This is a genomic window from Dyadobacter sp. CY312 (genome assembly GCF_021390535.1).
Taxonomy (GTDB): domain Bacteria; phylum Bacteroidota; class Bacteroidia; order Cytophagales; family Spirosomataceae; genus Dyadobacter.
This window is the reverse complement of the sequence record NZ_JAJUXG010000003.1, coordinates 302,526-327,634: the sequence shown is the minus strand read 5'-3', so window position 1 is coordinate 327,634 and position 25,109 is coordinate 302,526. Positions and strand designations below refer to the sequence as shown.

Genomic DNA, 25,109 nt, shown 5'->3' with positions numbered 1-25,109 from the left:
TCCTATCTTTCTTCAATCCTTGAAATATTTTACTAATTCATCATTAAACTATATGCAAAATATTCTTGTAATCGGTTTGGGTAAAGTTGGTTCGCTCGTAGGAACTTTGCTGAGTAAACAGTTTGATGTAACAGGTATCGACAAGTCGCAGCCAGAGGCAACCCTGCCATTCCCGGTTAAGACGGGAGACATTACTCAGGAAGGTTTTCTTGAAGACGTGATGAAAGGTTTCGATGCCGTTGTTTCCTGCATGCCATATAATCTTAATCTTCCTATTGCCAGACAGGCATACAAAGCCGGGATTCATTATTTTGACCTTACCGAAGATGTAGCTACTACCACGGCTATCCGCGAAATGGCAAAAGACAGCAAAGGTGCCATGGCTCCTCAATGCGGACTTGCACCCGGCTTTATTGGAATTGTCGGGACAGATCTCGCAAGAAAATTTACCAAATTAAGGGACATTGAATTACGGGTGGGTGCACTGCCACGTTTCCCGAACGGTCTCATGGGTTATTCGTTCACCTGGTCTCCGGCTGGTGTTGTGAATGAGTATATCAATGATGCCGAGGTAATTCACAATGGTGTCAGGAAAATGGTGCCATCTTTGGAAGGTATAGAAATGATTAATATTGAAGGACAGGAATTTGAGGCATTTAGTACTTCCGGTGGACTTGGTACCATGTGCGAAACATTTGAAGGAAGGCTGGATACGCTTAACTACAAAACAATACGCTATCCGGGACATTGCCAGCTCATGCGTTTTATGTTGTACGAACTAATCCTGAAAGAAAAACGTGAATTGATTGAGCAGATTCTGACAGAAGCAAAACCGCCTGTTCAGCAAGACGTTGTGTATGTATACGCGGTTGTTGAAGGGTGGAAGGGAACGCACCTGGAAAGGGAAGAGTTTTACCAGGCATATCATCCGATCACAATTGACGGGCAGCATTGGCGTGCTATTTCCTGGACCACTGCGGCGTCTATTGCGGCAGTAGTTGAGATGGTGGCGGCTGGGAGCCTGCCATCAAGAGGTTTCATTAAACAGGAAGATATAGTTTTGTCGGAATTTCTGAAAACGGAAAATGGCAAATATTTTAATGCTTAAAACGCCGGAATTGTGGTTTTTATAAAATGATTTAAATCAATGAAAGATATACAGCAGGTTTTGGATCAACTGGGAATTAAGCTGGTGAACCACGGAATAAGTACAGGACAAAATAGTTGGGACGGAGCAGGAGAATCTTTTGAATCCTTCTCACCTGTTAATGGAGCAATGATTGCGCAGATTTCCAGTGCAGGAAAAGAAGACTATGATAAGGTTGTTGCAGTAGCGCAAAAAGCCTTCACCGAATGGAGAAGTGTGCCGGCTCCCCGCCGGGGTGAGATTGTTCGTCAAATGGGTGATCAGTTACGCTTTTTTAAGACGGATCTTGGTACACTTGTGAGTTACGAAATGGGTAAAAGCCTGCAAGAGGGTTTAGGTGAAGTTCAGGAGATGATTGATATCTGTGATTTCGCTGTCGGCCTTTCAAGACAATTGTATGGATTAACCATGCACAGTGAGCGTCCGCAACATCGGATGTATGAACAGTGGCATCCGCTGGGTATTGTAGGAATTATCTCTGCATTCAATTTCCCGGTAGCTGTATGGTCCTGGAATTCGATGCTTGCCTGGGTTTGTGGTGATGTTTGTATCTGGAAACCATCTGAAAAAACACCGCTCACAGCACTTGCCTGTCAGAATATTATCAGCAAAGTTCTTAAAGACAATCAGCTACCAGAAGGAATTTCCTGTTTGCTTACTGGTGGTAAGGAAGCAGGAGAGTGGTTATCAGCAGATACAAGAATTCCATTGATATCAGCAACAGGTAGTACCAGAATGGGGCGTTTGGTAGCCGAATCCGTAGGACGAAGGCTGGGAAGAAGTTTACTGGAACTTGGTGGAAACAATGCCATTATTGTTACGCCTTCGGCAGACTTGAATGTGGCTATTCCGGGAATTGTTTTTGGAGCAGTAGGTACAGCCGGTCAAAGATGCACTTCAACAAGAAGACTTATCGTTCATAAAGACATATATGAAGATGTTAAAAAACGGCTGGTAAAGGCTTATGCCCAGCTGCGCATCGGTGATCCTTTGAACGAAAACAATCATGTGGGGCCTTTGATAGACGTGCAGGCGGTGGAACAATATGAAAGGTCTGCAAAGGAGGTGCTTGATCAGGGAGGAGTTTTTCTGATAGAACCCCAAAAGCTATCGGGCTCAGGGTTTGAATCGGGATGTTATGTGGCACCATGTATTGCTGAGGTTAGCAATGACTTTGCAATTGTGCAGCATGAAACCTTTGCACCTATTCTGTATCTCATAAGTTACGATACACTGGATGAAGCAATAGCCATACAAAACGATGTTCCGCAGGGTTTATCTTCTGCCATTTTTACACTCAATGTGAGAGAATCGGAGTTGTATCTTTCTGCCGCCGGATCCGACTGTGGTATTGCCAATGTTAATATCGGAACGTCTGGTGCGGAGATAGGAGGTGCGTTTGGTGGAGAGAAAGAAACAGGTGGCGGACGTGAATCAGGATCGGATGCCTGGAAAGCATATATGCGTCGTCAAACCAATACCATCAATTACGGAAACGCCTTACCGCTTGCTCAGGGCATAAAGTTTGAGATAGACTGATTATTATTTCTAACTTTGCATGCTTACAAGCCGCACTCAAATATCTCTGAAATATTATTAAATATGAAATACAAGCTTACCTCTGAACAAATAGCCTCAAAAGTTGCCGGAGAAACGGTTATTCTTAATCATAACAAAGGAGCTTACTACGGTTTGGATGAAGTAGGTGTGCTTGTATGGGATTCATTGGAAAAAGGACCGCAAACGATAGATGAACTGTGCGCAGCTGTACTTGCGGAGTATGACGTGGAAGAGGCGGAGTGCAAATCGGATGTAGATGATTTGTTAAAAGACCTGATTTCGGAACGACTGGTTGAAATAACCGAATAGAAATTTTGAAAAACTTCAAAACATATTGGTCACGGTGGCAGGAAATTAGCTTTAAAGAGAAAGTAGCTTTTTTCAAAGCGTCTTTGAGCTTGACAGTGATCAAGTTTGGACTGGTGGTTTTGCCGTTTTCTACTTTTCGTAAATTGTATCATTGGTTTTCCAAAACAAATAGAAAGAAAGAAGTTTCACGGGAGCACATCGACACAATCGTTTGGGCGGTGAAGTCTGCTGCTGATCATCTTCCATTCGAGCTTTTATGCTTGCCACGAGCACTGGCGACAAAATATTTACTCAGACATGTACCAGCGCTAACCCTGGAAATTGGCGTGGATATAACTGCCGCTAAAGTGTTTGAGGCTCATGCATGGGTGGAAAAAAATGGCTCGGTGATCATAGGTGACTGGCCTGAAACAGTTTCATACCAGCGTTTGTGGGTGTGGGAATAATATTCAAAAGACCCCTCTTAAATGTACTTCTATAAAGCATTCGGATTAAACATACATTCTGAAATTAGTTTGCCTGAGCTAAGTATTGGCACAGAAGAAAATGTCGCTGATCTTACTATAAAAATAGGTAGTGTGAAACTTCCCAGGCTCGCTAAAACCCCCATTTACAGAAGAGGTATTCGTGCCAAATTTGGCAAAGGTGCCGGTGATAGTCTGATCTTGCATTGGGAGGAAGTAGCCGATTTTGAATCAATTGGAACAGATTTGCTGATTGTCGCCCCGCAGACACAAGACCCCAATATTCTGAGCCTGTTTACGGTTAGCGAAGCTTTAGGTCTTGTGTTGTTTCAAAGAGGACACTTTCTCCTGCACGCAAGTGCAGTTAAAGTTGGAAACGAGGCCTGGGTGTTTATGGGCAATCCGGGTGCAGGAAAGTCCACAACCGCCGCGGCGTTCATTAAGGCCGGGTGTGCATTGTTGAGCGATGATCTGACTGCGATAACCTTCGACAGTGATGGTATTCCTTATATTGTACCGGCCTATCCGCAGCTCAAAATATGGGATAACACGGTGAACGGTTTACAATATGATAAAAGGGATTTGCAACCCGTAAGCGAGGGCGTTAATAAGTTTTCCTATCAGCCGTCAAAAGACTTTGACCACCAGCCGGTTCGACTTAATTCTGTCTACTTTATTCACAAGGCTAAAAACAAAGCTGTTTTAAAAGCGCTGGCTCCGGGGGAGATACCAATTGAAATGCTCAAAAATTTTCCTTTGCCGGTAGAGTTGTTGAAAGACGAATCATTAAAGCAACATTTTACCCAAAGTTTCAGATGTGCTGTTCATGCTCAAATATGGAAAAAGAGAAGACCCGATGGTTTTGCAAATCTTGAGAATTGGGTTCAGCAAAGTTTAGTAAGCGTTACAAGTCCTGCCTGATGCCTGTAAATAAAAAATACTTATCCCCTGAGATGAAGATGATGTTGTCAGCCTGCTTTCAGAGCAATGCGGAAGCATCGGACATTGGCATCGATGATAAGTATTTGAGAAATCTGATCAGGTACCACGGTATCCGACCACAGTTTCTGGATTTTTTACACAAAAGCAAACTACAAACGGGTTTTCAGGACGCATTGGTAAAAGAATGCCAGCAAACTGCAATTATCAATTTATTGTCGGTCAAAGAGTTGGGCAAACTTTCCGATTTACTTAGAGCAAACGGGGTAGTTTGTTTTGCATACAAGGGTAGCGTTTGGGCTGATTGGCTATATGGTAATGTTGGGAAGCGTGAATTTGGAGATATAGATTTGCTGATTGAACGTAAATCTTTGGATACGGCATTGAAGGTGATGGCTGAGCAAGGTTACCATCCGGATGCGTATAGAAATTATCTTTTGCAAACTCCCGACAGGACAGAAAGCTTTTTCAGGACGGATTATCATGTGCCTTTGGAAAACACCTCTGTTGCTACTTCGAGTATGGTTGAGGCGCACTGGCAGGTGGCATATCCTCGCTTGAAATTTGATTTTCCGGAAGAAGAATGGGCGCAGTTTCAGTCTGACTACCAGCTGCACGGTAATACTGTGAATGCTTTTCAAAACGAGTATCAGTTTTTATTACTGCTTGTTCATCACGGTGGTAAAGAGCAATGGAGCCGCATAAAATACATTGCTGATTTTGCCGCATATATGATTCGTCATGGAAGCCAGACCGATTGGAAATTGGTAGAAAGATTAGCCAGAGAGAAAGGTATTTATACGTTGTTAACCAAAAGTCTCGACTTACTCAAATCCCTAGGTATAGAGTGGAACAGTAAATGGCCTGAATCAAAAGACGTGGTTGACATTAATCCATATCTAAAATTGTGGCTTGCTATGCCGCCACAAGCTGAAAATTCTACATGGCCTTATTTTGTACATGGGCTTACTGTTCACGATGGATTAAAACATAAAAGCAAGGTACTTTTTGGGCACCTTGCTTATTTCCTGGAATGGCGCCTTTTGTATGACAAAATGAGATGGTATTCTAACAATCCTTCTTAGCGCAGACTCACATTAATTGTTCCACTAATTGCTCTGCCCTGAGCAAGAATATTCAGCCCTTCTTCATTATTGAAGGCATTTACATTGCCGGTGAGCGGCTCAATGGCTACGCAATCTCTTGAAGGCGGTGTGTACAATACCAGATAGTTAAATTTACCTTCTCCTGTTTCCTGTTCAATTCGGAGTGTTACGTGCTGATTATCAGATATTAGTTCTGTAACCGCTGTTTGTGATTCTGAATCTATAATAAAGCAGTTATCCAACTCTCTTCTATACATCAACATGGGCAGCTCCTGTGTAAAAGGAGAGACGCCAGTTGGTATCATATTATCATCAAAAGTTACGATCTTGGTTGAGGGGATATTGATTTTCCAGGCGTCCAGATCTTCGTTACCCAACATGAAATACGGGTGCCATCCAAACATAACAGGGCAAGGTTCACTTCCCAGATTTTCTGCATGATAAGTGAGGTTAAACCGGCCATCTGAATGTAAAGAGTAAGTAACAGAAAACTTGACTTCAAATGGATACCCTTCCTGCTCACTCAATTGAAATGACAAACGTAAACTGGCAAAATCTGCATGAACAATCTGTTCTTCAAGTTTAAAGATTTGCTTTCTGACAAGACCATGTATGGCGTTCAAGCCACCGCTTTCATTTTTGTTCAGTTGATAATCTTTACCAAGAAATTTATACTTCCCATCAGGAATGCGACTAGCAAACGGGAATAATAATTCACTTGCGCTCTTAGAATCCTCTTTTAAAGTTTGCGGAGTAGGAGGGGTTTTGAGAACAGAATATAGTGTCAAACCTTTTCGGAGGGAAAGCTGGCGTACAATTCCACCCAATTCCGGGAGGATAACACACCTGTTACCGGTTTCTTTTTCCTGAATAATATATTCGGTAAGCTCACCGAATTGCTGTTTGAATATTTCGAATGACATATAACGATGGGATTAGGATAAAATAACTGCTCTAAAATAAAAAATAATAGCCGGACAGTTTATCACTGCCCGGCTATTATTAAAACTTTAATTTATTTAATCGTTGGAATCTTCTTTCGCTTCGGCAACCATTTCATCTTCTTTGGCCTTGGCAAGTGCTTTATCCTGTTCCAAAGTCTGTTTCACCACTTCTTCGTGGATCGCAGCCTCTTCATTTGAACGACGGTTGATGTATGCCTGATAACTCGTTTCTTTTTCGAAAGGACGTTTCCCAATCAATTTTTCAAGATCCGCTTGAAATAAGATTTCTTTTTCAAGAAGCTCTTTTGCAATGATTTCAAGCTTATCTCTTTTGTCAAACAACATTTTTTTAACGAACTGATATGCCTGGTCGATCAGCTTTCTAACTTCTTCATCAATTGCTTGTGATGTAGATTCAGAGTAAGGTTTGGTGAACGAATACTCGGTCTGTTTTGAATCGTAGTAAGAGATATTTCCGATTCTTTCATTCATCCCGTACATCGTAACCATGCTGTAAGCAACTTTGGTCACTCTTTCCAGATCACTCAATGCTCCGGTGGAAATTTTACCAAAAACGACGTCTTCTGCCGCACGTCCACCCAGAGTCATGCACATTTCGTCAAACAACTGCTCCGTACGATACAAATACTGTTCTCTCGGAAGGTATTGAGCGTAACCCAATGCAGCAACACCACGTGGCACGATAGAAACCTTTACCAATGGATCAGCATGTTCCAGGAACCAGCCTGCTACTGCATGACCCGCTTCATGGTAAGCTACGATTTCTTTTTCTTCAGGAGAAATAAGTTTATTTTTCTTTTCCAATCCGCCGATCACGCGATCCATTGCGTCCTGGAAATCCTGCATCGTTACTTCTTCACGATCACGACGGGCAGCTATAAGTGCAGCTTCGTTACAAACGTTGGCAATTTCAGCACCAGCAAATCCGGGAGTCTGTGAAGAAAGTTTCTGAATATTTACGTCAGTCGATAATTTCAAGGGTTTCAAATGCACTTTGAAAATGGCTTCACGACCAATAACATCTGGCTTGTCCACTGAAATCTGACGGTCAAAACGACCCGGACGAAGAAGTGCCGGATCCAACACGTCGGGACGGTTGGTAGCAGCTACGATAATGATACCAGAGTCTGTTGCAAATCCATCCATCTCCACCAAAAGCGAGTTTAGTGTATTTTCACGTTCGTCGTTAGAACCAGGCATTGCACCACGTCCACGTGAACGGCCAACAGCATCGATCTCATCAATAAAGATGATACAAGGTGCTTTTTCTTTTGCTTGTTTGAAAAGGTCACGAACACGAGCCGCACCTACACCCACAAACATTTCAACAAAGTCAGAACCTGAAAGAGAGAAGAATGGTACACCAGCTTCACCCGCAACAGCTTTCGCCAAAAGTGTTTTACCAGTTCCGGGAGGGCCTACAAGTAGTGCTCCTTTTGGTATTTTAGCACCCAATTTCTTGAATTTGTCAGGACTTTGAAGGTACTCTACAATTTCTTTAATCTCTTCTTTCGCCTCGTCCAATCCGGCAACATCATTAAATGTAATTTTAACCTTGTTCTCAGCATCAAATAAAGTAGCTTTTGAACGGCCAATGTTGAAGATCTGCCCACCAGGACCTACTCCGCCAGACATTCGGCCAAGTATAAAATACATTACCAAGATCATCACAATAAAGAATCCCCAAGTTCCGAGGAAACTGGTCCAGTCATTACGTGTATCTACCACAAGTTCGGCTTTGTCACTTTCCGGCAAGCCCTCCTGAAGTTTATCAAAATCCTTTTTGAAGGTTTCGGCCGACGTTACCTGGAACTGATAATGTGAAGCCGATTCACCACCAAAATAAGTGTTCTCTTTTGTCAGTGTTTTGTACTTGTCCGATTTCAGCGCTTCTGGTTTCAGCGTTACTTCCACAGATTTGTCGTTAACGACAGTGACGCGAGCAACCTCTTTGTCGGCCATCATTTTCTCAAATCGTTTCTGCGTAGTTTCCCTTACCGTTGATGTCCTGTTCAGGTATGTTATCCCCAGTATCGTAGCTATCAAGGCTGCAATAATCCAGCCCTGGTAACCCTTCTGTGGACTTTTAGGGCCCAAAGGCCCTCTTTTATTATCGTTATCAGACATTCTGTGTATTAATTAAGAGGAATATATTTAACAACATTCATAAGGCGGTGAATGTTCACCGCCTTAGATGGACTTATACCACGGAGTCTTCCAGGTATGTTACTACTGCGTCTCCCCATAGCTCTTCCAGGTCATAATGCTGGCGGCGGTCTTTATTGAAAATGTGTGCGACAACGTCCACATAATCAATCAATATCCACTCACCATTCGCTTTTCCCTCTTTCTGCCATGGCTCAGTTTTTGAAACCTTGTATACTTCGTCTTCTACCGAGTTGGCAAGAGCATCAAGTTGTGTGTCGGAGTTACCCGAGCAGATTACAAAAAAATCAGTTATGGAATTTTTTACTTTTCTGAGATCCAGAATTGCTATATCAAGCCCTTTCTTTTCCGCCATTCCTTTAGCTACAAGCTCGGAGAGATCTTTTGATGATAGTTCTTTATTTTTGCGTTGTTTCATGCGTAATTGATTCCCATTTCTATAAACCCTAAAGTAAAGCAAAAAAATTGTACAACTCTATACATAATACCCTAATTATTGGCAAAAATATAATATATCTGCCAAGTTGTCATTCTACAAACGACATAGCGGCGGAATTAGTACACAAAGGTTTGGCCGAAGAGGGCACTGTTGTCATAACCGACAATCAGGTTGGAGGACGTGGGCAAAGGGGGACAAAGTGGTACTCAGAACCCGGACAAAATCTTACTTTTTCGTTTATTTTAAAACCAGTCTTCTTGCCAATTGCTCAACAATTTCTGATAAGTCAGACTATTGCGCTCGCTATTTTTGATTTTCTCTCAGCTTATACCGATCAGGTGAAGATAAAATGGCCAAATGATATTTATGTTTCTGGTAAAAAAATAAGCGGAACAAGTATTGAAAATTCAATTCAGGGAACAATAATTTCGAGCACCGTGATTGGAATCGGTATAAACATTAAACAGATTGATTTCCCTTCTTCCCGAATGACGTCATTGGCTGCTGTCCTGGGGCGGGAGGTTTCGTTGCATGATGCTTTTGAACAACTTATTAAAATGCTGGACCGGCGCTATGAGGATTTGATGTCAATGACAAAAAACGGTACAATTCATGCTGAGTATCTGACTAAACTACATGGTTATCAGCAACCTATAACATTCAATTATCAAAATAAAATGATTAAAGGAAGTGTTACAGGCGTTGCTGACAACGGAAGAATTTTAGTTCTGTTTGACGGCGAACAGGATATCAGGGATTTCGGTCTTAAAGAAATAGAATGGGTGTGGGACAATTAACCCCATTTGCCCAGGACCGCCATCACAGCTGCACAAATTCCCAATCCCAGGGATTCTCTCGCGAGCTCGATGTTTAGCGTTTTCATTTGCATTCCTCCGAAAAATATTCCTTCGAACTCCGGTGGCCATTGAAGTATAGCTCCGATGAGATAGCCGGCAGCGAGCGCATAAAATACCCAGGAAGGCCACAGTTCCCGAATACTCATGTAGCAACCGAGTGCGGCAAAGCTATAAATTGCTATCCAAACACCTGAATCAGGGTCGTTTACCTGCAGGTATGAGAAAATGATGAATATAATACCAAAAGCAATCTTGAAAATTTTCATGGGTTATAGTAGGTTAGAAATTACTGACAAAACTGGCTTATGGCAGAAGTCGCATCTTTGTATCCCAACGTAGCAGCCTGCTTGAAATTACCACAGGAGAGATCCTTTTCTCCTTCGTACCACTGCGATAATCCAAGGCCATAATAGGCTTTGCCATTCTGAGAATCCAGTTTAAGTGTTTGTCTGAAAGCCAATGACGCTTTTTTATAATCTTTCTGCCGGTAATACGTATTGCCAAGATTATACCAGGCAAGTTTATTATTGTCATTAAGGCTGGTCGCTTTTTCAAAATCCTTAACAGCTTCCGGAAGATCGTCCAACAAAACCTGTAATTGTCCACGGTTTAAGAATACGTCCGACGTGTCAGGAGCCAGTTTGGCAGCCTGGTTATAGTCCGTTAATGCGGAATCGAGTCTGTTTTCACTGGTATGTAGTAAGGCGCGGTTAAAATAGGGGCGATAGGAAGACGGGGCGATTTTCACAGCCTGATTAAAATCAAGCATTGCGTTGGGATATTCCTTCAATTCGTAATAAGCAACGCCTCGTAAATTAAAAGCTTCGGCATTAGAAGTATTTTTTTCAATGGCTTTATTAATAAATTCGATGGCTTCGCGGGTTTTGCCTTCACGCATCAGGTCTTTGCCTTTTTGAAGGAAAGCATCGGAAGATTGTGAACAAGCGGAGAGGAATAATAAAAAAAATAAAAAAAATTGACGCGGCATAATGATTCATTTCTAGATGGTTCGCACAAAAGTAATGTGAAAGTGATCTCAATGTTTTCTTTTTGTCAATAAAATGTCTTTATCTTTGCATCGGCAAATCGGAACTACCAGCTCCTTCCGAATCCCCCAGGTCCTGACGGAAGCAAGGGTAGGTGGTCGATGCGGTGAGATTCTCGGTTTGCCTTTTTTTGTGCCTTTCTATTTCAATTCACTTCTTTCTTTTTGGTTTGATCAGGGTTTTCTACTTTTGTGGAATATTAAACCATACAATTCCCGATATGAAATTTTTTATTGATACCGCAAACCTGAAAGAAATTCAGGAAGCGTACGAGCTTGGCGTTTTGGACGGAGTAACAACCAACCCTTCTCTCATGGCGAAAGAAGGAATTACTGGCAAAGACAACATCATGCGTCATTACAAAGCAATTTGTGATATTGTTGATGGCGATGTAAGTGCAGAGGTTGTTTCTGTTGATCTTGCGGGAATGATTCGTGAAGGCGAAGAGTTAGTTGAGATTGATGATAAAATTGTGGTGAAAATCCCAATGATCAAGGAAGGCGTAAAAGCATTGAAATATTTCTCTCAGAAAGGTATCCGTACCAACTGTACATTGATTTTCTCTGCGGGACAAGCCTTATTGGCTGCAAAGGCCGGTGCAACTTACGTATCTCCATTTGTTGGTCGTCTTGACGATATTTCAACTGACGGTATCGCTTTGATCGAGCAAATTCTTACAATCTATCGTAACTATGGTTACGAAACACAGGTTCTTGCAGCGTCTATTCGTCATACCATGCACGTTATTCAATGTGCAGAAGTGGGTGCTGATGTAATGACCGGACCTTTGAGCGTAATGGAAGCTTTGTTGAAGCACCCTCTTACTGACTCAGGTCTGGAGAAATTCCTTGCGGACTATGCAAAAGGAAATGCATAATTTATTCTGAGCGATCAGAATGTCTATATACCTGTTTACCTTGGTGCAGTTGGAGCGCTTCAGACTCCGGTTGCACCAGGGTATTACACCACACTAATTTTTTGAATCTTTCTATTCTTGATTATGACTGAGGCAGCCGAGCCGATTATTGTACTGGACCGGGCAGATATTTATCAGGGCGATCGTCCTGTTTTAAATGATGTGCATTTTGAAATAAAGAATGGTGAGTTTGTCTTCATGATCGGACGTACCGGTAGTGGAAAAAGTTCGCTGTTGAAAACTTTATATGCCGATCTCTGGCTACATACTGGTTCAGCCAAAGTGGCTGGTTATGAGCTTCATAAGATCAAAAGGAGTGATGTTCCATTTTTAAGACGACGGATCGGAATTGTATTTCAGGATTTTCAATTGCTTTCCGACAGGTCGGTAGAAGACAATCTGTCTTTTGTTCTTCGTGCAACCGGTTGGGTTGATAAATCCAAAATTTCCAAGCGAATCGCGGAAGTTTTGATGCAGGTTGGCCTGGGCACTGCACAGAAAAGAATGCCGCATCAACTTTCGGGAGGTGAGCAGCAACGGGTGGTAATAGCCAGAGCGATGCTTAATGAACCCAAAATATTAATAGCAGATGAACCGACAGGAAATCTGGATCCGGAAGTAGGGGATCAGATTATGCAGGTTTTTAAAACCATCAACAACGCAGGAACTGCCATATTAATGGCAACACACAACCACGATTTCCTAAGAAAGTTTCCAGCCCGCGTCCTTAAATGCGAAAATGGAAGTGTGACGGAAGGGTGATTTTTTAGTTCACAGTTTTTAGTTTACAGAATCAGTGAAAAAGCAAAAGTTCAAAGTTTACAGTGTCTCTTACGAGGGTTGCTGTAAACTTTGAACTTTTTTATTGGACTATGAAAGTCAGGTGGTATTGGTCGTAGTTTGTATACTGTAAACTAAAAACTGTAATACTTTAAAACTCCCCAGCCAAAGCCACTAACCCCATACCTCCTCTAACTTCTTCCAAAAAGGATCTACTTCGCAGTCATATCAATAAAAGGAATAATCATTTCTTCCAGCGAAACACCTCCATGCTGGAAAGTATCGCGATAAAGATTTACGTACTGGTTGTAGTTGTTCGGATAAGCAAAGAAATAATCTTCCTTGGTGAAAACGTATGAGGTAGAAACGTGCGGTTTCGGCAAGAAAATTCTTTCAGGCTTGCGGCAAACCATCAGGTGGTTATCATCAAACCCAAGATTTTTTCCGTGTTTGTAACGCAGGTTGGTATTGGTTTCGCGGTAGCCAATGATTTTAACAGGCTTTTGAACGCGTATCATTCCGTGATCGGTAGTCAAAATCAGACGGCATTTTTTCTCCGCAATCTTTTTAATGAAATCCAAAAGAGGCGAGTGCATAAGCCACGACTTGGTGATGGAACGATATGCCGCTTCGTCTGGCGCAAGTTCCTTAATCATCTGAACGTCCGTGCGGGCATGAGATAGCATGTCCACGAAGTTGTAAACAATCACATTCAGCTGGTTGTTGAGCAGGTTGCTGAAATTGTCAATCAAAGATTTACCCTGATTGGTATTCAATATCTTGTGATAGGACGATTTAATATTTAAATGGTTGGTTTCAAGCTGTTTTTGCAGGAAATCGTATTCATGGTTGTTCAAACCTTCTTCGCCATCCGGCGTATTTTCGTCACTCACCCACCATTGCGGATGTTTTCTTTCCATTTCGCTAGGCATCATACCTGAGAAAATCGCATTTCTTGCGTAACCCGTTGTGGTTGGCAAAATGGAATAATAGGAGGACTCTTCTTCAATGTTGAAATACTCCTGAAGAATAGGCTGGATCATCTTCCACTGATCGTAACGGAAGTTGTCAATCAGAAGGAAAAATACAGGTTCTGTTGAGGTTTTAAGATGTGGAAAAACTTTTTGTTTCATCAATTGATGTGACAAAATCGGCTTGTCCGAACGTGGATCGTTCAGCCATTCTTCATATTCCTCTTCTATAAACTTACAGAAATTGGCATTTGCATCGCTTTTCTGCATGCTGAATACCTCCGACATTCCGTCGTCATCAGAGTTCTCCAATTCCAATTCCCAGTAAATGAGTTTTTTGTATATATCCGCCCACTCTTCATGCCCGATACGATCCTGGTATTGCATCGCCAGGTTTCTGAATTCCTGCTGATAACTGAGCGTGGTCTTTTCTGTTACGAGTCTTTTGTTATCAAGAATTTTCTTTACAGATAAAAGGATCTGGTTGGGATTCAGAGGTTTGATAAGATAATCATCAATTTTAGAGCCAATGGCGTCTTCCATGATATGTTCCTCTTCACTTTTGGTAATCATCACCACAGGAAGGTTGGGCTGCTGTTGTTTAATCTGGGCCAATGTTTCAAGGCCTGTCATGCCCGGCATCATTTCATCCAAAAAAACAATATCGAAACGTTCGTTTTCTATTCTGTCCAGAGCATCGGCGCCGCTGTTGACTGGGGTTACGTTGTAACCCTTATTGGTCAGGAACATGATATGTGGTTTCAGGAGATCAATTTCGTCATCGGCCCAAAGAATATTGTATTGCATAAGCGAGATATTTCTAAGATGTATTTAATTAAAAACAATGTAAGGGTAACGAGTCAAAAAGTGAACTCGTATATGATTCGTGGTTTTAACGTATTTTAACATTTATGTAATTCGACCAAAAATATGTTAAAAAGACCACGCCAGCAGGTTTAAAGAAACTTTTTGGATACTTTTTCCAAATCTTCGGGCGTATCCACCCCATGTGAATCATCGTTTGTAATCACAGCTTTAATTGCGTATCCGTTCTCCAGCCATCGAAGTTGTTCAAGCGCCTCGGCCTTTTCCAGCGTACTCACAGGGAGGCGGGTAAGTGCTTCGAGTACATCTGACCTGTATGCATATATGCCAATATGCTTGTAGAAAACATGGTTTTTAAGCCATTCGCCTGCTTCATGATTTCTGATATAAGGAATGGTCTGCCGACTGAAATACATCACTTCATTACGAATATTCAAAACAGCCTTCGGAACATTCACGTTGAACAGCAGATCTTCCTGGTCAATTATCTTTACAAGCGTAGCAAGTTCAGTTACACCGTTCAGTTCCTGGGCCAGGCTATCAATGGGTTCGGGACTTATAAAGGGCTCATCACCTTGTATATTAATTACATAGTCATAGTGTCCATCCGTTTTTGTCAGTGCCTCGTAGCAACGGTCTGTGCCGCTCTGGTGGTTTTCAGAGGTCATTACAGCTTGTCCGCCAAAATCTAAAACGTGGTCCATAATGCGTTGATCGTCAGTGGCTACAACAACCTTACTCAACTTGCCTGCTTGCAGGGCCTGCTCATACACACGCCGGATCATGGTTTTTCCGCCTATGTCGGCAAGAGCCTTTGCTGGAAAACGGGTCGACGCATATCGGGCTGGTATTATTCCTAATATTTGCACAGATTTGGAGTTTGAATGATATATTTCAAATTTTGTTTCAAAATAAAGCTAAAAAATTGCAAAAACTTTTTTCATTCCGATTTTCCCAAAATATATGGCGGATTTTGCCGGATCAGGATCCGGCTAGTAATCTGTGGGCCATTGAATTGCGGAGTGGCGAAGAAAAGAAAGTTTCTTTCGCTGTGATAGATGCTGCCATTCCTGCGATAAAATGGGAGGGAACACCGGCAGGAACGGATTGGTGGACAGCTGTTACTGCTTTTTCATATAAACACCTTTTTCTCCACAACTACCGTTATCCTGACATCCCTGAACCAACGGATTTGCTGATGGTAGATGGAGAAAATGGGGAAATGCAATGGGTTTTGCCAAATTACCTGTTGGTGAAAACGCTGAGTACAACGGAAATTGAAGTCGCGACAAAGGCCGGCGACCAGTTTCGGTATATGAGGTGCAAAGCAGATACCGGGCTTTTGAATCACGACAATGAAATTGGAGAACCGCAAGCAGAAGAAATAATTTTAAGGGAGCCGATTCGTTACAAGGAAGGAAATAAGTATTTCGAACAACTGGCATCTTTCATTACAGATGTGACCGGAGGGAAACAACCGATGGCTATTGATTATCTGGAGAAAAGGCCCTATATGATGTTTTCTTACTATATTTACGAGCAGGAAAAAATAGCAGAATACCTCCTCATTATAACCGATAAAAAGGAATTTATACTTCATGAAAAATTATCGGAGGGACGAGATGGCACTGGTCAGTCGACGATGTTACTGAGGGGGGATAATCTGGTATTTTTGAGAAACAATAATGAATTTACAGGTCTAACACTATATTGTTAAATGAAGTACATTTTTTGCCTTGCGATGATCGCAGGTCTTTTTGGAGGTTTGAATAGTGCCCGGGCTAACGGGGTAACAACTGTTGATTCAGTAGGTGTGGAAAGAGTAGGAGGGAAGATGTTCATAATACATAAGGTTAATCAGGGACAAACTATGTTTGCCGTTGTGCGCAGATATGGAACTACAATCCATGCCCTGAGAGAGGCAAATCCGGGTATGAGTGATCAGATACAATTTGGTCAGACGATCCGGGTTCCTTATACTCCGAAAAGTCCTGCAAAAGAAGTTAAAAAAGAAGAAACGAAGGTGGCAGAGGCAGCAAAGCCGGTGGAGACTCCCAAAAAAGTCACTCCTGTTGCTACGCCCGCAACAACAGCTCCGGCAACTAGTCCTCCGCCAACATCGGCAGTGGCCGTGGCCCCGAATGGCATTCATAAAGTGGAAGCCGGACAAACACTTTACCGTGTAGCTGTGAAATATGGCGTGTTGATGGCTGATATCAGAAAGTGGAATAACCTTACAGATGATAATTTAAAGGATGGTCAGGAACTGATCGTAAGCGAGAAGGCTGGCGAAAAGGCGGCTACACCTGCACCGGCTCCTAAGGTTGTTGCGACAACCGTAGTGAAAGATTCTGTTCGATCCAAAGCGGCTGTTGCTGAAAAAGTTGTGAAGCCGGTTGAAGAAGTGGCTCCTCCGAAAGTAGTGAGCGGAAAAAGAAAGTCGGAATCGGGGTTGGCAGAAGTGATCGAAACCGATGAAAGTACCAGCAAATTTTTAGGATTACACCGCACGGCACCAATCGGCGCGCTGGTGGAGGTTTTGAATGAGTACAATCAGGAAAAAATTATTGTTCGGGTTATCGGACGTATTCCTGATACGAGCATTAATGATGATATTGTGATTAAACTTTCTTCCCGCGCTTTTGAAAAAGTTTCGCCGAACAGCAAACGTTTTCGCGCTGTGGTGAGTTACCTTGATAACAATTAATAGTTTTTAGCAAGGCAATCATGAAACATTCACCCGAATTTCGTTCGAAAAGAGAAGAGGAAAGGGCTGCTCTGAAAAATACTACCGGATATAAAATGTGGAGTGTACTCTTCACGATTTTATATCCATTTATTGCAATCTTCACATTTGTATTCTCTGGCATCGTGATGTTCTTCTCAGGAATATCCAGAGTACTCGCATACCTGTTGGGAAAGATCGGTGTCAAATAATAGTAAAGAACTTTCAGTTTTCTCTGCCTATGTAGCCGATCTGCTGGAAGAAAAAGCGGATCAGTACAACCAGCCAGAATTCATTCCTCACGATCCGATCAGTATTCCTCACCGTTTTACAAGGAAACAGGATATTGAGATCATGGGTTTTTGGGCCGCAATATTGGCTTGGGGACAACGTAAGACAATCATTAATAAATGCCTTGAGTTATCACAGCTCATGGATAATGCTCCACACGACTTTGTGCTGAATCATCAGGAAAGTGACCTGAAACAATTCCTGAACTTCAAGCACAGGACTTTCAACGCAACAGATACGCTTTACTTTTTACATTTTTTTCAGGATTATTATCGTCAGCACGATTCACTGGAATATGCTTTCAGCAGCCATTTGAAAAAAGGAGACGTAACGGTGGAAAATGGTCTGATCGGTTTCCATGATTTGTTTTCTGATTCTGAAAACTTTCCTGCACGTACCAGAAAACACATTGCTACACCTTTGAGGAAATCATCTTGTAAAAGGCTGAATATGTTCCTGAGATGGATGGTGAGAAAAGATGACAAAGGAGTGGATTTTGGCATTTGGAATGAGATAAAACCCGCCCAACTCGTTTGCCCTTGCGATGTCCACGTTGACAGAGTTGCCCGCCTGCTAGGACTTATTAAACGACCCGTGACCGATTGGCAGACAGCTATGGAATTAACGGCATCTCTTCGCTCACTTTCGCCAACAGATCCCGCCCGATATGATTTCGCGCTGTTTGGTCTGGGTATTGAAGGATTTGCCACACCTGCGATTCTACCGGTAAGGAAATGATCCTATTAAAATGCCGAAGGTTTTTTTGTATTAAAAGTTAACGTTATACCAAGTCCCAGATTCATCAAATCACGGTATGCGAAATCTCTACTTGGGCTAAGCGACGGGGTAACGCTGACGTAAAATTTAACCAGATCGAATCCGCCACTGAATCGGAATGATGGCTCCCACACAAACTTGTTGGGATATCTACCCAACTCATTCAATTCCTGTTCGAATGAACCAGAGGAATTAAAGGAGAACGGAGTATTGAGGTAATTTACAACTGCCATGCGTGAAGCAATGCCGAATTCGATATTCTTGGACGGGTGTGTATAAGTTAAAGATGGTTGCGCAAAAAAACGATTTTGATTGATCTGAGGTAGCTTAACAGATGCATTCTCAATGTAGTAAATACCGCGACCCATACCTCCGTATATCTCAAATAACCAATTCGGGTTTTCATCAAATTCCTTAAAGTAGCCAATACCTGCTTCATAGAAAACACTTCGGGTTCTGTCGTTTTCAGAGAATTCTCCTGTTCCGGATTGGTTTTGATTAACAGCTCCGTTGACCATTATACCAATGTTCTTGCTAACAGCATAAGAAGCCTGTAAATCAGCTCCCTCCATCATGAATCCGCTGCCGAGACCGGTCTCTATCCTCATGTCGTTTTTCTCTCGCAACGAAGGTATATTGGCTTTGTTTGGTGCATAGTAGTAGCGATTGCAGCTAGTAAATAATATCAATGTCGAAAACAAAATGGTGGTTAATGCTTTCATGACGGGAGAAGTTTTATGAGTAATAGTCTATTGATAATGTAAGTTAAAGAAAAAAATAGCTCTAAATATTTATATTTCTTCATTTATGTTATAAAAGTATTTGTACAAAAAAAGCGACGTTGACAGATTGCCAACGTCGCTTTTTAAACCAATTTTACTCCTTAAAGTGCACTTTGAAATTCAATCCATTCCAATGTGAAAAGCGGCTTCGTTCCCGCGCTAGCATTTTTAAATACAAACACCAGTTTGTGTAATAAATTGTCAGCTGGCGCTTTAACAGGAATTGCGACATTTCCTGTTGCTTCCACTTTTGCCTCACCTATTTTTGGTCCGGTAGGAGAGTCTAGTCGGGCTTCCAGGATTCCACCGGCAGTTCGTCCTTCGGTGTATCCAACAGCAACATTGAGACGGTTAATGCCTTTCAGGTCAATGTCATCAAAAGTGATAGAACTTCCATTTTTTAAGCCAACAACCACTTCTGGTCCGGATGGTAATTTGAATTTGGCAAAGTCAGCACCCTGATCCATACTGTTTGCGTAGATTTTTGCAGGACGCAGCGCAACAGTTTTGGATCCGGTAAGTGGTCCCATCGTGCCATTGCCTTTATCCGTGTAGCTCGCCGTGAAAATGTATGATCCAGCCTTCGGTTTTGATTCAGTGAGGTAGGTGCTTTTCAGCGGTTTCTTATCTACAACTTGCTCCTTTGCCAACGACAAAATGTATTTAACCATTTCTTCTGCCTCTTCGGGTTTGTGTTGAGGGTGAGCTGCCATCGCTTGTTCACCCCAAACTCCGCCACCGCCGTTAATTACTTTTTGAGCAAGAGTCTTTACTGCGTTGCGCTCTTTTTCATAGCGCTTGGCAACTTCCCTGTATGACGGTCCAATAGATTTTTTATCAATAGCATGGCAGGCTTTGCAGTCACTCAGTTCTATCATACGTTTTCCTGTTTCGAAACCCGTGTTTGCCTGATGTCCCTGTGCCAGCTGTGTTTTATCAAAGCCTTCAAGATAATTGATGGTTAGGGTAACCTCGTCTTCGGGAATTTTTTTAGTTGCAAGGCTTCCGTCTTCTTTGTCAGTTACCGATACTTCATATGCAACAGGCTTATTATTCCAGTAAAAAGTTTTGTTGCCTTTGATAGCCACGTCCACTTTTGGAATTGCATTTCCTGCCTTGATCACAATTTCAGAAGTATTAGAGTTTCCTGCGGAATCGGTCACCTTCAATATTGCTGTATGCTCGCCCGCTTTTGTATAAGTAAAAACCGGGTTTGCTTGCGTGCTCTTAGGAAGTCCTTTTCCGAAATTCCATTCGTACTTAATCGCATCCCCATCATAGTCGACTGATCCTTTCGAAGAGAAATTTACCTTCAAAGGAACTGCACCAACGGTATTGGTGGCCTTTGCAACTGCCAATGGTACACGATTTCCCGGGTTGTAGGTAATGTGAGAAAGACTAGCTTCATCATTTTGGGCAAACCAGTTTGGTCCATACTCTAGTGTGTAAAGCGATCCGTCTTTCGCAAACTGCATATCAATAGGGTGACTGAAAGTAGCACCTGGCATAAAGCGTTCCATGCTTACCAGGTCGCCTTCTTTATTCATGGTTACAATATTGATGTAATCACGGATCCAATCGTAAGCGAAAAATTTGCCGTTGTAATAATCAGGGAACTTTGTTTTGCTATTTTCAAAATCATCTGAATAATAAACAGGGCCTGCCATAGCGTTACGTCCACCCTTACCTACAATAGCCCCGAAATCCGGTGAATCGGCATAAGGATAATAAATGAACGCTGGCTGTGCAGGAGGGAGCTCTTCCAATCCTGTATTATGTGGCGAGTTGTTGATCGGCTTGGCCGGATCGAATGGTTTACCTGAAACTTTGGTTTCAAAATTATATTCGACATACGGCTTGTTGTCCGCAATAAAGAGTGGATAACCAAAGTACCCAGCCTTTCTTGCCTGATTCACCTCATCGTAACCACGAGGCCCACGGGTTGGGCTGTCATTGGAAGCATCCGGACCAACATCACCCCAATAAAGGAAACCTGTACGTTTGTCAATGGAAATACGGTATGGATTACGCGTGCCCATTACGTATATCTCCGGTCGTGTTCGGCGGTCGCTACCGTTGGGGTTGCCGGGAGGGAATAAGTTACCTTCCGGAATGTCATATAGGTTTGTACCACCAGGCATGTTCGCACGACGGTCTCCGTAACGCGGCTTAATACGAATGATCTTTCCTCGCAAAGAATTGGTATTGGACGATGTATTACGACCATCCCAACCTTCGCGGCCCGGACGGCCATCCATTGGCCCGTATCCGTCGGACTGGAATGGGTTGATATCATCTCCGGTTGACAAATATAGATTCCCTTTTGCATCCCATTCGATAGATCCACCTGTATGGCAGCAATCTGTTCTTTTTACGGGAACTGTAAGTAATACTTCTTCTGTAGAAAGCAGCAGAGTATCTTTTACATCGTCATACTTGAAACGCGACAGATGCTGTGCCGTATCCTTTTCAGATGATGGCGGAGAATAATAAAGATAAACAAGCTTGTTGGTTTTGAAGTTAGGGTCAATGTTCATCCCCATCAGTCCGTATTCCTGTTTGCTGTAAACCGGAACATCGGCAACTAACTTAATCTTCCCGGTTTTTGGACTGTACAATTTGATTTTCCCTTTACGCTCAGTCAGTAAAACACGCTGATCGTCCAACACTGCAAGTTCAGTTGGTTCATCCAGTTTGGAAGCCAATACTTTTTTAGTAAAGCGGTTTTCTTCAGGGCGTGTTTTGCTGTAATCCAGTTTGGACGCCATCACATATTCAAGACCACCCGTGAGATGTTTTACAAATACAGGGTTTGAGAAAGTAGCATCTTCATGGCCAAAATTGGTATAAAATGCTTTTCCTCCATCAAATTCATGATACCATGACATCGGGTGATCGTCACCCATCTTACCGTCCTTGTACGACTTTTCGTCCATTTTAACGAGAACATTTACTTTCTTATTGAAGCTCTTGAAATCATAAAATTCATCCTTTATTTTCCATTTGGCAGGAAAGTCTTTCATTGAAGGATGGTTTTTGTCAACCACGAAAGCTTCGCCTTCCTGAACATTAGGATTGCCAGGATGGCTGGCAAAATATGCACCGGAGAGCTGATTGTACCATGGCCAGTCGTATTCGGTGTCGGTAGCCGCATGTATACCAACGTAACCGCCGCCAGCCTGAATGTAATGTTCGAATGCCTCTTGCTGAGCATCATTGAGAACGTTCCCGGTCGTGTTCAGAAAAATAACCGCACTGTAACGTTTAAGATTTTTTTCTGTGAAAACAGATGAGTTCTCGGTAGTATCGGCAACGAAGCCTTTTTCTTTGCCCAATGCGATAATTGCTGTTCTTCCCGCTGGAATGGAGCTATGCCTGAAACCTGCTGTTTTTGAAAAAACCAGAACGCGCTTTTCCGGTGTGATAATTGTTTGGGAGAAGGTATTAAAACCGAAAAATACAAGCATCATCGAAAGGAATAATCTGCTTATTCCCGGACGACTTTTGCGAACAGTAACATTCATTTTGGTAATTATGGATTTTGGTGAAAATGATAGTGGCGGTAAATTCAAACGGGACTATAACGCAAGAATTGTATTATTATTTGTATGAAAAAACCTATCAGTCATAAGAATGATAGGTTTTAAATATACTTGTTGATCAGACAATTACTAATTATAATCCCAGAACTTTCCGGTTGAAAGCTTCGTCTGCACCTGTTCCGGCAAAATCATCAAAAGCTTTTGTAGTAACTTCTATTAGGTGACTTTCAATGAATGGCGCTCCTTCTGCCGCCCCTTGCGAAGGCGATTTGATGCAGCATTCCCATTCCAGAACCGCCCAGCTATCGTAGTCGTACTGAGATAGTTTTGAGAAAATTGATGAAAAATCAACCTGACCATCACCCAAAGAACGGAAACGACCAGCGCGGTCAGCCCATCCTGCAAAACCACTGTATACACCTTGTTTTCCCGTTGGGTTGAACTCAGCATCTTTTACGTGGAATGCCTTGATACGATCGTGATACAAATCAATGAATTGTAAGTAATCCAGTTGCTGCAATACGAAATGGCTCGGATCGTAGTTGATGTTCGCACGTGAATGACCATCAAGATAATCGACAAACATTTCAAAAGTTGAACCGTCGAAAAGATCTTCACCAGGGTGAAGTTCGTAACAAACGTCCACACCGTTTTCGTCATAAACATCCAGAATTGGCTTCCAGCGAGCAGCAAGTTCTTTGAATGCTGTTTCTACAAGTCCGGCCGGGCGTTGTGGCCATGGATAAAGGAATGGCCACGCCAATGCTCCTGAGAAAGTTGCGCTGGCTTTTAATCCAAGATTTTTACTCGCAATGGCAGTGTACTTGAGTTGCTGTGTTGCCCACTCGGCACGTGCTTTCGGGTTTTTACGAACTTCCGGGATAGCAAATCCGTCATACATTTCGTCATACACAGGATGTGATGCAACGAGCTGTCCAATGATGTGAGAAGCAAGTTCGGTGATTTCCAGACCTTTGTCTTTCAATTTACCTTTCAGCTCATCCGCGTAAGTCTGCGATTCCGCCGCCTGCTTGATATCTATAATTCTTGGATCCCAGATGGGTAGCTGAACACCTTTATAGCCTAGATCGGCCATGTATTGGGTAATGCCATCAAGTGTATTAAATGGTGCTTCGTCTCCCAAAAATTGGGCAAGAAAAATACCAGGTCCTTTTATTGTTTTCATATTTTAACAGCTTTTAGCTATCAGCATTAAGCCATTGGCCTGCCGACAATATTTAATAACTGAAATTAATTTCTATGAGATATTCTCTCATTCAATCATTCACTCATTCAAAATTATACTTCCACCCAAGCTTGCGCTTTATTGCTTTCAAGTATTCTTTCGCAGATCAAAAGCTCTCTGTAACCATCTGCAAAGGTTGGGAACGTTGGATTTTCAGGCTGTTTTCCAGCTTCGATCGCTGCATAAACTTCTTTGAAAAGTTGTTTGGATGTATCAGAGAATCCTTCATTGTGTCCACCAGGGAAGGTGATCAGCGAGCGAACGTCTTCGTTTACCAGCGATGGGTCACGGATAAGCACCTCATTGGCCTTATCTCTGTTACCAATCCACATTTCGTTCGGAGCCTCCGAAGTCCAGTTAAAAGTTTTCTTAGAACCGGATATTTCCAGCGTCATGCGGTTTTTGCGTCCGGCAGAAACTTGAGAAACAGTGATCACACCTTTGCTACCATTGTCAAAACGCAGCAATACGTTTGCATGATCTTCCGTCGTAATAGGTACATCGGCGTAATCGCTCGGCTGAAGCATTTTTCCAGAATAGGTCTCAACAGGTTTAAGCGGCTTTTTACGGGTTTTGTGAACCGTATTGAAGTCAGCAAGAACCGAAACCGTTTTCAGACCAGTGATATATTCCAGAATGTCCATCAAGTGAGAACCGATATCGGCAATTGCTCTTGAGTCACCAGATTTGTCTGGTTCAAGGCGCCAGTTGTAATCTGTTTCGTAGAAAAGCCAATCCTGCAGATAGGATCCGATGAAAGAATAAATTTCTCCCAGTTCACCTTTTTCACGCATCGACTTCATTTGACGCGCCAACGGGTAGTAACGCAAATTGAAATGAACAGCATTTACCAATCCTGTTTCGGCAGCAAGAGCAACCAGTTCTTCGGCCTCAGCAAGATCTTTGGCAAGTGGCTTTTCACAAATAACATGTTTCCCGGCAAGCAGAGCCGCTTTCGACTGAGAGTAGTGCAGGAAGTTTGGCGTACAGATATGGATTGCCTGAATGTCCTCTTGTTTCAAAAGATCATCGAAGGTGTAGGAGCGGGGAATACCCAGTGCATCTGCTTTGTCTCTTGCCAGCTCGGCAGTTACTTCGCAAAGCGCTACAACTTCTACGTTCGGAAGACGTCTCAGAGCTTCAATATGAGCAGGTCCAATGAAACCGGTACCTACTACGCCAACTTTAATTTTGTTCATAAATAAAAATAATAAAAATGAAAAGGTGGAAAAACTGTCCGTTTATCGGTTAATATT

The 25,109-nt window shown here is 42.5% G+C and carries 24 protein-coding genes; 13 read left to right on the top strand and 11 right to left on the bottom strand.

All coding sequences use genetic code 11. The features are described 5' to 3' along the window. Positions 1-52 precede the first annotated feature (52 nt). The 6 genes from LZG71_RS05520 (at position 53) to LZG71_RS05495 (ending at position 5,504) form a co-directional block, all read left to right on the top strand. Positions 53-1,108, top strand: a complete 1,056-nt coding sequence (locus tag LZG71_RS05520) for a saccharopine dehydrogenase family protein (protein ID WP_233817825.1) — start codon at positions 53-55, stop codon at positions 1,106-1,108. A gap of 39 nt (positions 1,109-1,147) precedes the next feature. Further along, a complete protein-coding gene (locus LZG71_RS05515) occupies positions 1,148-2,686 on the top strand; it encodes an aldehyde dehydrogenase family protein (protein WP_233817823.1) in 1,539 nt (512 codons plus the stop codon). Between the two features lie 63 nt (positions 2,687-2,749). Continuing rightward, positions 2,750-3,016 carry a PqqD family protein gene (locus tag LZG71_RS05510; RefSeq protein ID WP_233817821.1) on the top strand — a complete coding sequence of 89 codons (267 nt, stop codon included), beginning with the start codon at positions 2,750-2,752 and terminating at the stop codon, positions 3,014-3,016. Positions 3,017-3,021: 5 nt separating this feature from the next. After that, complete coding sequence (locus LZG71_RS05505; protein WP_233817819.1) at positions 3,022-3,462, top strand: lasso peptide biosynthesis B2 protein; 441 nt, start codon at positions 3,022-3,024, stop codon at positions 3,460-3,462. Positions 3,463-3,483: 21 nt separating this feature from the next. Then, positions 3,484-4,401, top strand: a complete 918-nt coding sequence (locus LZG71_RS05500) for a serine kinase (RefSeq protein ID WP_233817816.1) — start codon at positions 3,484-3,486, stop codon at positions 4,399-4,401. Beyond that, the gene (locus LZG71_RS05495) at positions 4,401-5,504 is read left to right on the top strand and encodes a nucleotidyltransferase family protein (protein ID WP_233817814.1); all 1,104 of its coding nucleotides are present in this window, start codon (positions 4,401-4,403) and stop codon (positions 5,502-5,504) included. Before LZG71_RS05500 ends, LZG71_RS05495 begins: the two co-directional genes overlap by 1 nt. Here the strand turns inward: LZG71_RS05495 and LZG71_RS05490 are convergent. The 3 genes from LZG71_RS05490 to rsfS form a co-directional block, all read right to left on the bottom strand. Further along, complete coding sequence (locus tag LZG71_RS05490; RefSeq protein ID WP_233817793.1) at positions 5,501-6,448, bottom strand: aldose 1-epimerase; 948 nt, start codon at positions 6,446-6,448, stop codon at positions 5,501-5,503. The two genes, LZG71_RS05495 and LZG71_RS05490, sit on opposite strands and share 4 nt — an antisense overlap. Positions 6,449-6,544: 96 nt before the next feature. After that, positions 6,545-8,617, bottom strand: coding sequence for an ATP-dependent zinc metalloprotease FtsH (gene ftsH / locus LZG71_RS05485; RefSeq protein ID WP_233817791.1), 2,073 nt, complete (start codon positions 8,615-8,617; stop codon positions 6,545-6,547). A gap of 73 nt (positions 8,618-8,690) precedes the next feature. Beyond that, positions 8,691-9,074, bottom strand: a complete 384-nt coding sequence (gene rsfS / locus LZG71_RS05480; RefSeq protein WP_233817789.1) for a ribosome silencing factor — start codon at positions 9,072-9,074, stop codon at positions 8,691-8,693. Between the two features lie 47 nt (positions 9,075-9,121). On the opposite strand from rsfS, the gene LZG71_RS05475 reads away from it, so the two are divergent. Further along, positions 9,122-9,892 (top strand): biotin--[acetyl-CoA-carboxylase] ligase, encoded by a 771-nt coding sequence (locus tag LZG71_RS05475; RefSeq protein ID WP_233817787.1) that lies wholly within the window; start codon positions 9,122-9,124, stop codon positions 9,890-9,892. On the opposite strand, the gene LZG71_RS05470 is transcribed toward LZG71_RS05475, so the two are convergent. Both LZG71_RS05470 and LZG71_RS05465 read right to left on the bottom strand, forming a co-directional pair. Then, positions 9,889-10,218 (bottom strand): transmembrane 220 family protein, encoded by a 330-nt coding sequence (locus LZG71_RS05470; RefSeq protein ID WP_233817785.1) that lies wholly within the window; start codon positions 10,216-10,218, stop codon positions 9,889-9,891. The genes LZG71_RS05475 and LZG71_RS05470 overlap by 4 nt on opposite strands. A gap of 20 nt (positions 10,219-10,238) precedes the next feature. Then, positions 10,239-10,940: a tetratricopeptide repeat protein gene (locus LZG71_RS05465; RefSeq protein ID WP_233817783.1), complete on the bottom strand. Its 702-nt coding sequence runs from the start codon at positions 10,938-10,940 to the stop codon at positions 10,239-10,241. 278 nt (positions 10,941-11,218) lie between these two features. On the opposite strand from LZG71_RS05465, the gene fsa reads away from it, so the two are divergent. Then, the gene (fsa, locus tag LZG71_RS05460; RefSeq protein WP_233817781.1) at positions 11,219-11,875 is read left to right on the top strand and encodes a fructose-6-phosphate aldolase; all 657 of its coding nucleotides are present in this window, start codon (positions 11,219-11,221) and stop codon (positions 11,873-11,875) included. Between the two features lie 123 nt (positions 11,876-11,998). Further along, positions 11,999-12,676, top strand: coding sequence for a cell division ATP-binding protein FtsE (locus LZG71_RS05455; RefSeq protein ID WP_233817779.1), 678 nt, complete (start codon positions 11,999-12,001; stop codon positions 12,674-12,676). Between the two features lie 230 nt (positions 12,677-12,906). Here LZG71_RS05455 and LZG71_RS05450 read toward each other — a convergent pair whose 3' ends face one another. Both LZG71_RS05450 and kdsB read right to left on the bottom strand, forming a co-directional pair. Beyond that, positions 12,907-14,472: a bifunctional response regulator/alkaline phosphatase family protein gene (locus LZG71_RS05450; protein WP_233817777.1), complete on the bottom strand. Its 1,566-nt coding sequence runs from the start codon at positions 14,470-14,472 to the stop codon at positions 12,907-12,909. Positions 14,473-14,621: 149 nt separating this feature from the next. Further along, on the bottom strand, positions 14,622-15,359 hold the full coding sequence (gene kdsB, locus LZG71_RS05445; protein WP_233817775.1) for a 3-deoxy-manno-octulosonate cytidylyltransferase: 738 nt from the start codon (positions 15,357-15,359) through the stop codon (positions 14,622-14,624). Positions 15,360-15,415: 56 nt separating this feature from the next. On the opposite strand from kdsB, the gene LZG71_RS05440 reads away from it, so the two are divergent. The 4 genes from LZG71_RS05440 to LZG71_RS05425 are packed head-to-tail and all read left to right on the top strand — an operon-like array spanning position 15,416 to position 18,244. Next, positions 15,416-16,207: a DUF4905 domain-containing protein gene (locus LZG71_RS05440; protein ID WP_233817773.1), complete on the top strand. Its 792-nt coding sequence runs from the start codon at positions 15,416-15,418 to the stop codon at positions 16,205-16,207. Then, complete coding sequence (locus tag LZG71_RS05435; protein WP_233817771.1) at positions 16,208-17,197, top strand: LysM peptidoglycan-binding domain-containing protein; 990 nt, start codon at positions 16,208-16,210, stop codon at positions 17,195-17,197. It begins immediately after the preceding gene. 20 nt (positions 17,198-17,217) lie between these two features. Further along, positions 17,218-17,427 carry a hypothetical protein gene (locus LZG71_RS05430; RefSeq protein ID WP_233817769.1) on the top strand — a complete coding sequence of 70 codons (210 nt, stop codon included), beginning with the start codon at positions 17,218-17,220 and terminating at the stop codon, positions 17,425-17,427. Continuing rightward, a complete protein-coding gene (locus tag LZG71_RS05425; RefSeq protein WP_233817767.1) occupies positions 17,417-18,244 on the top strand; it encodes a TIGR02757 family protein in 828 nt (275 codons plus the stop codon). The genes LZG71_RS05430 and LZG71_RS05425 overlap by 11 nt, the downstream gene beginning before the upstream one ends. 5 nt (positions 18,245-18,249) lie before the next feature. Here the strand turns inward: LZG71_RS05425 and LZG71_RS05420 are convergent, their stop codons facing one another. From LZG71_RS05420 to LZG71_RS05405, 4 genes are all read right to left on the bottom strand, one after another. Then, positions 18,250-19,005 (bottom strand): hypothetical protein, encoded by a 756-nt coding sequence (locus tag LZG71_RS05420; protein ID WP_233817765.1) that lies wholly within the window; start codon positions 19,003-19,005, stop codon positions 18,250-18,252. Between the two features lie 161 nt (positions 19,006-19,166). Next, the gene (locus LZG71_RS05415; RefSeq protein WP_233818352.1) at positions 19,167-22,535 is read right to left on the bottom strand and encodes a ThuA domain-containing protein; all 3,369 of its coding nucleotides are present in this window, start codon (positions 22,533-22,535) and stop codon (positions 19,167-19,169) included. A 205-nt stretch (positions 22,536-22,740) separates the two neighbouring features. Then, positions 22,741-23,793 (bottom strand): sugar phosphate isomerase/epimerase, encoded by a 1,053-nt coding sequence (locus LZG71_RS05410; RefSeq protein WP_233817763.1) that lies wholly within the window; start codon positions 23,791-23,793, stop codon positions 22,741-22,743. A 113-nt stretch (positions 23,794-23,906) separates the two neighbouring features. After that, the gene (locus LZG71_RS05405; RefSeq protein WP_233817761.1) at positions 23,907-25,052 is read right to left on the bottom strand and encodes a Gfo/Idh/MocA family protein; all 1,146 of its coding nucleotides are present in this window, start codon (positions 25,050-25,052) and stop codon (positions 23,907-23,909) included. Positions 25,053-25,109 lie beyond the last annotated feature (57 nt).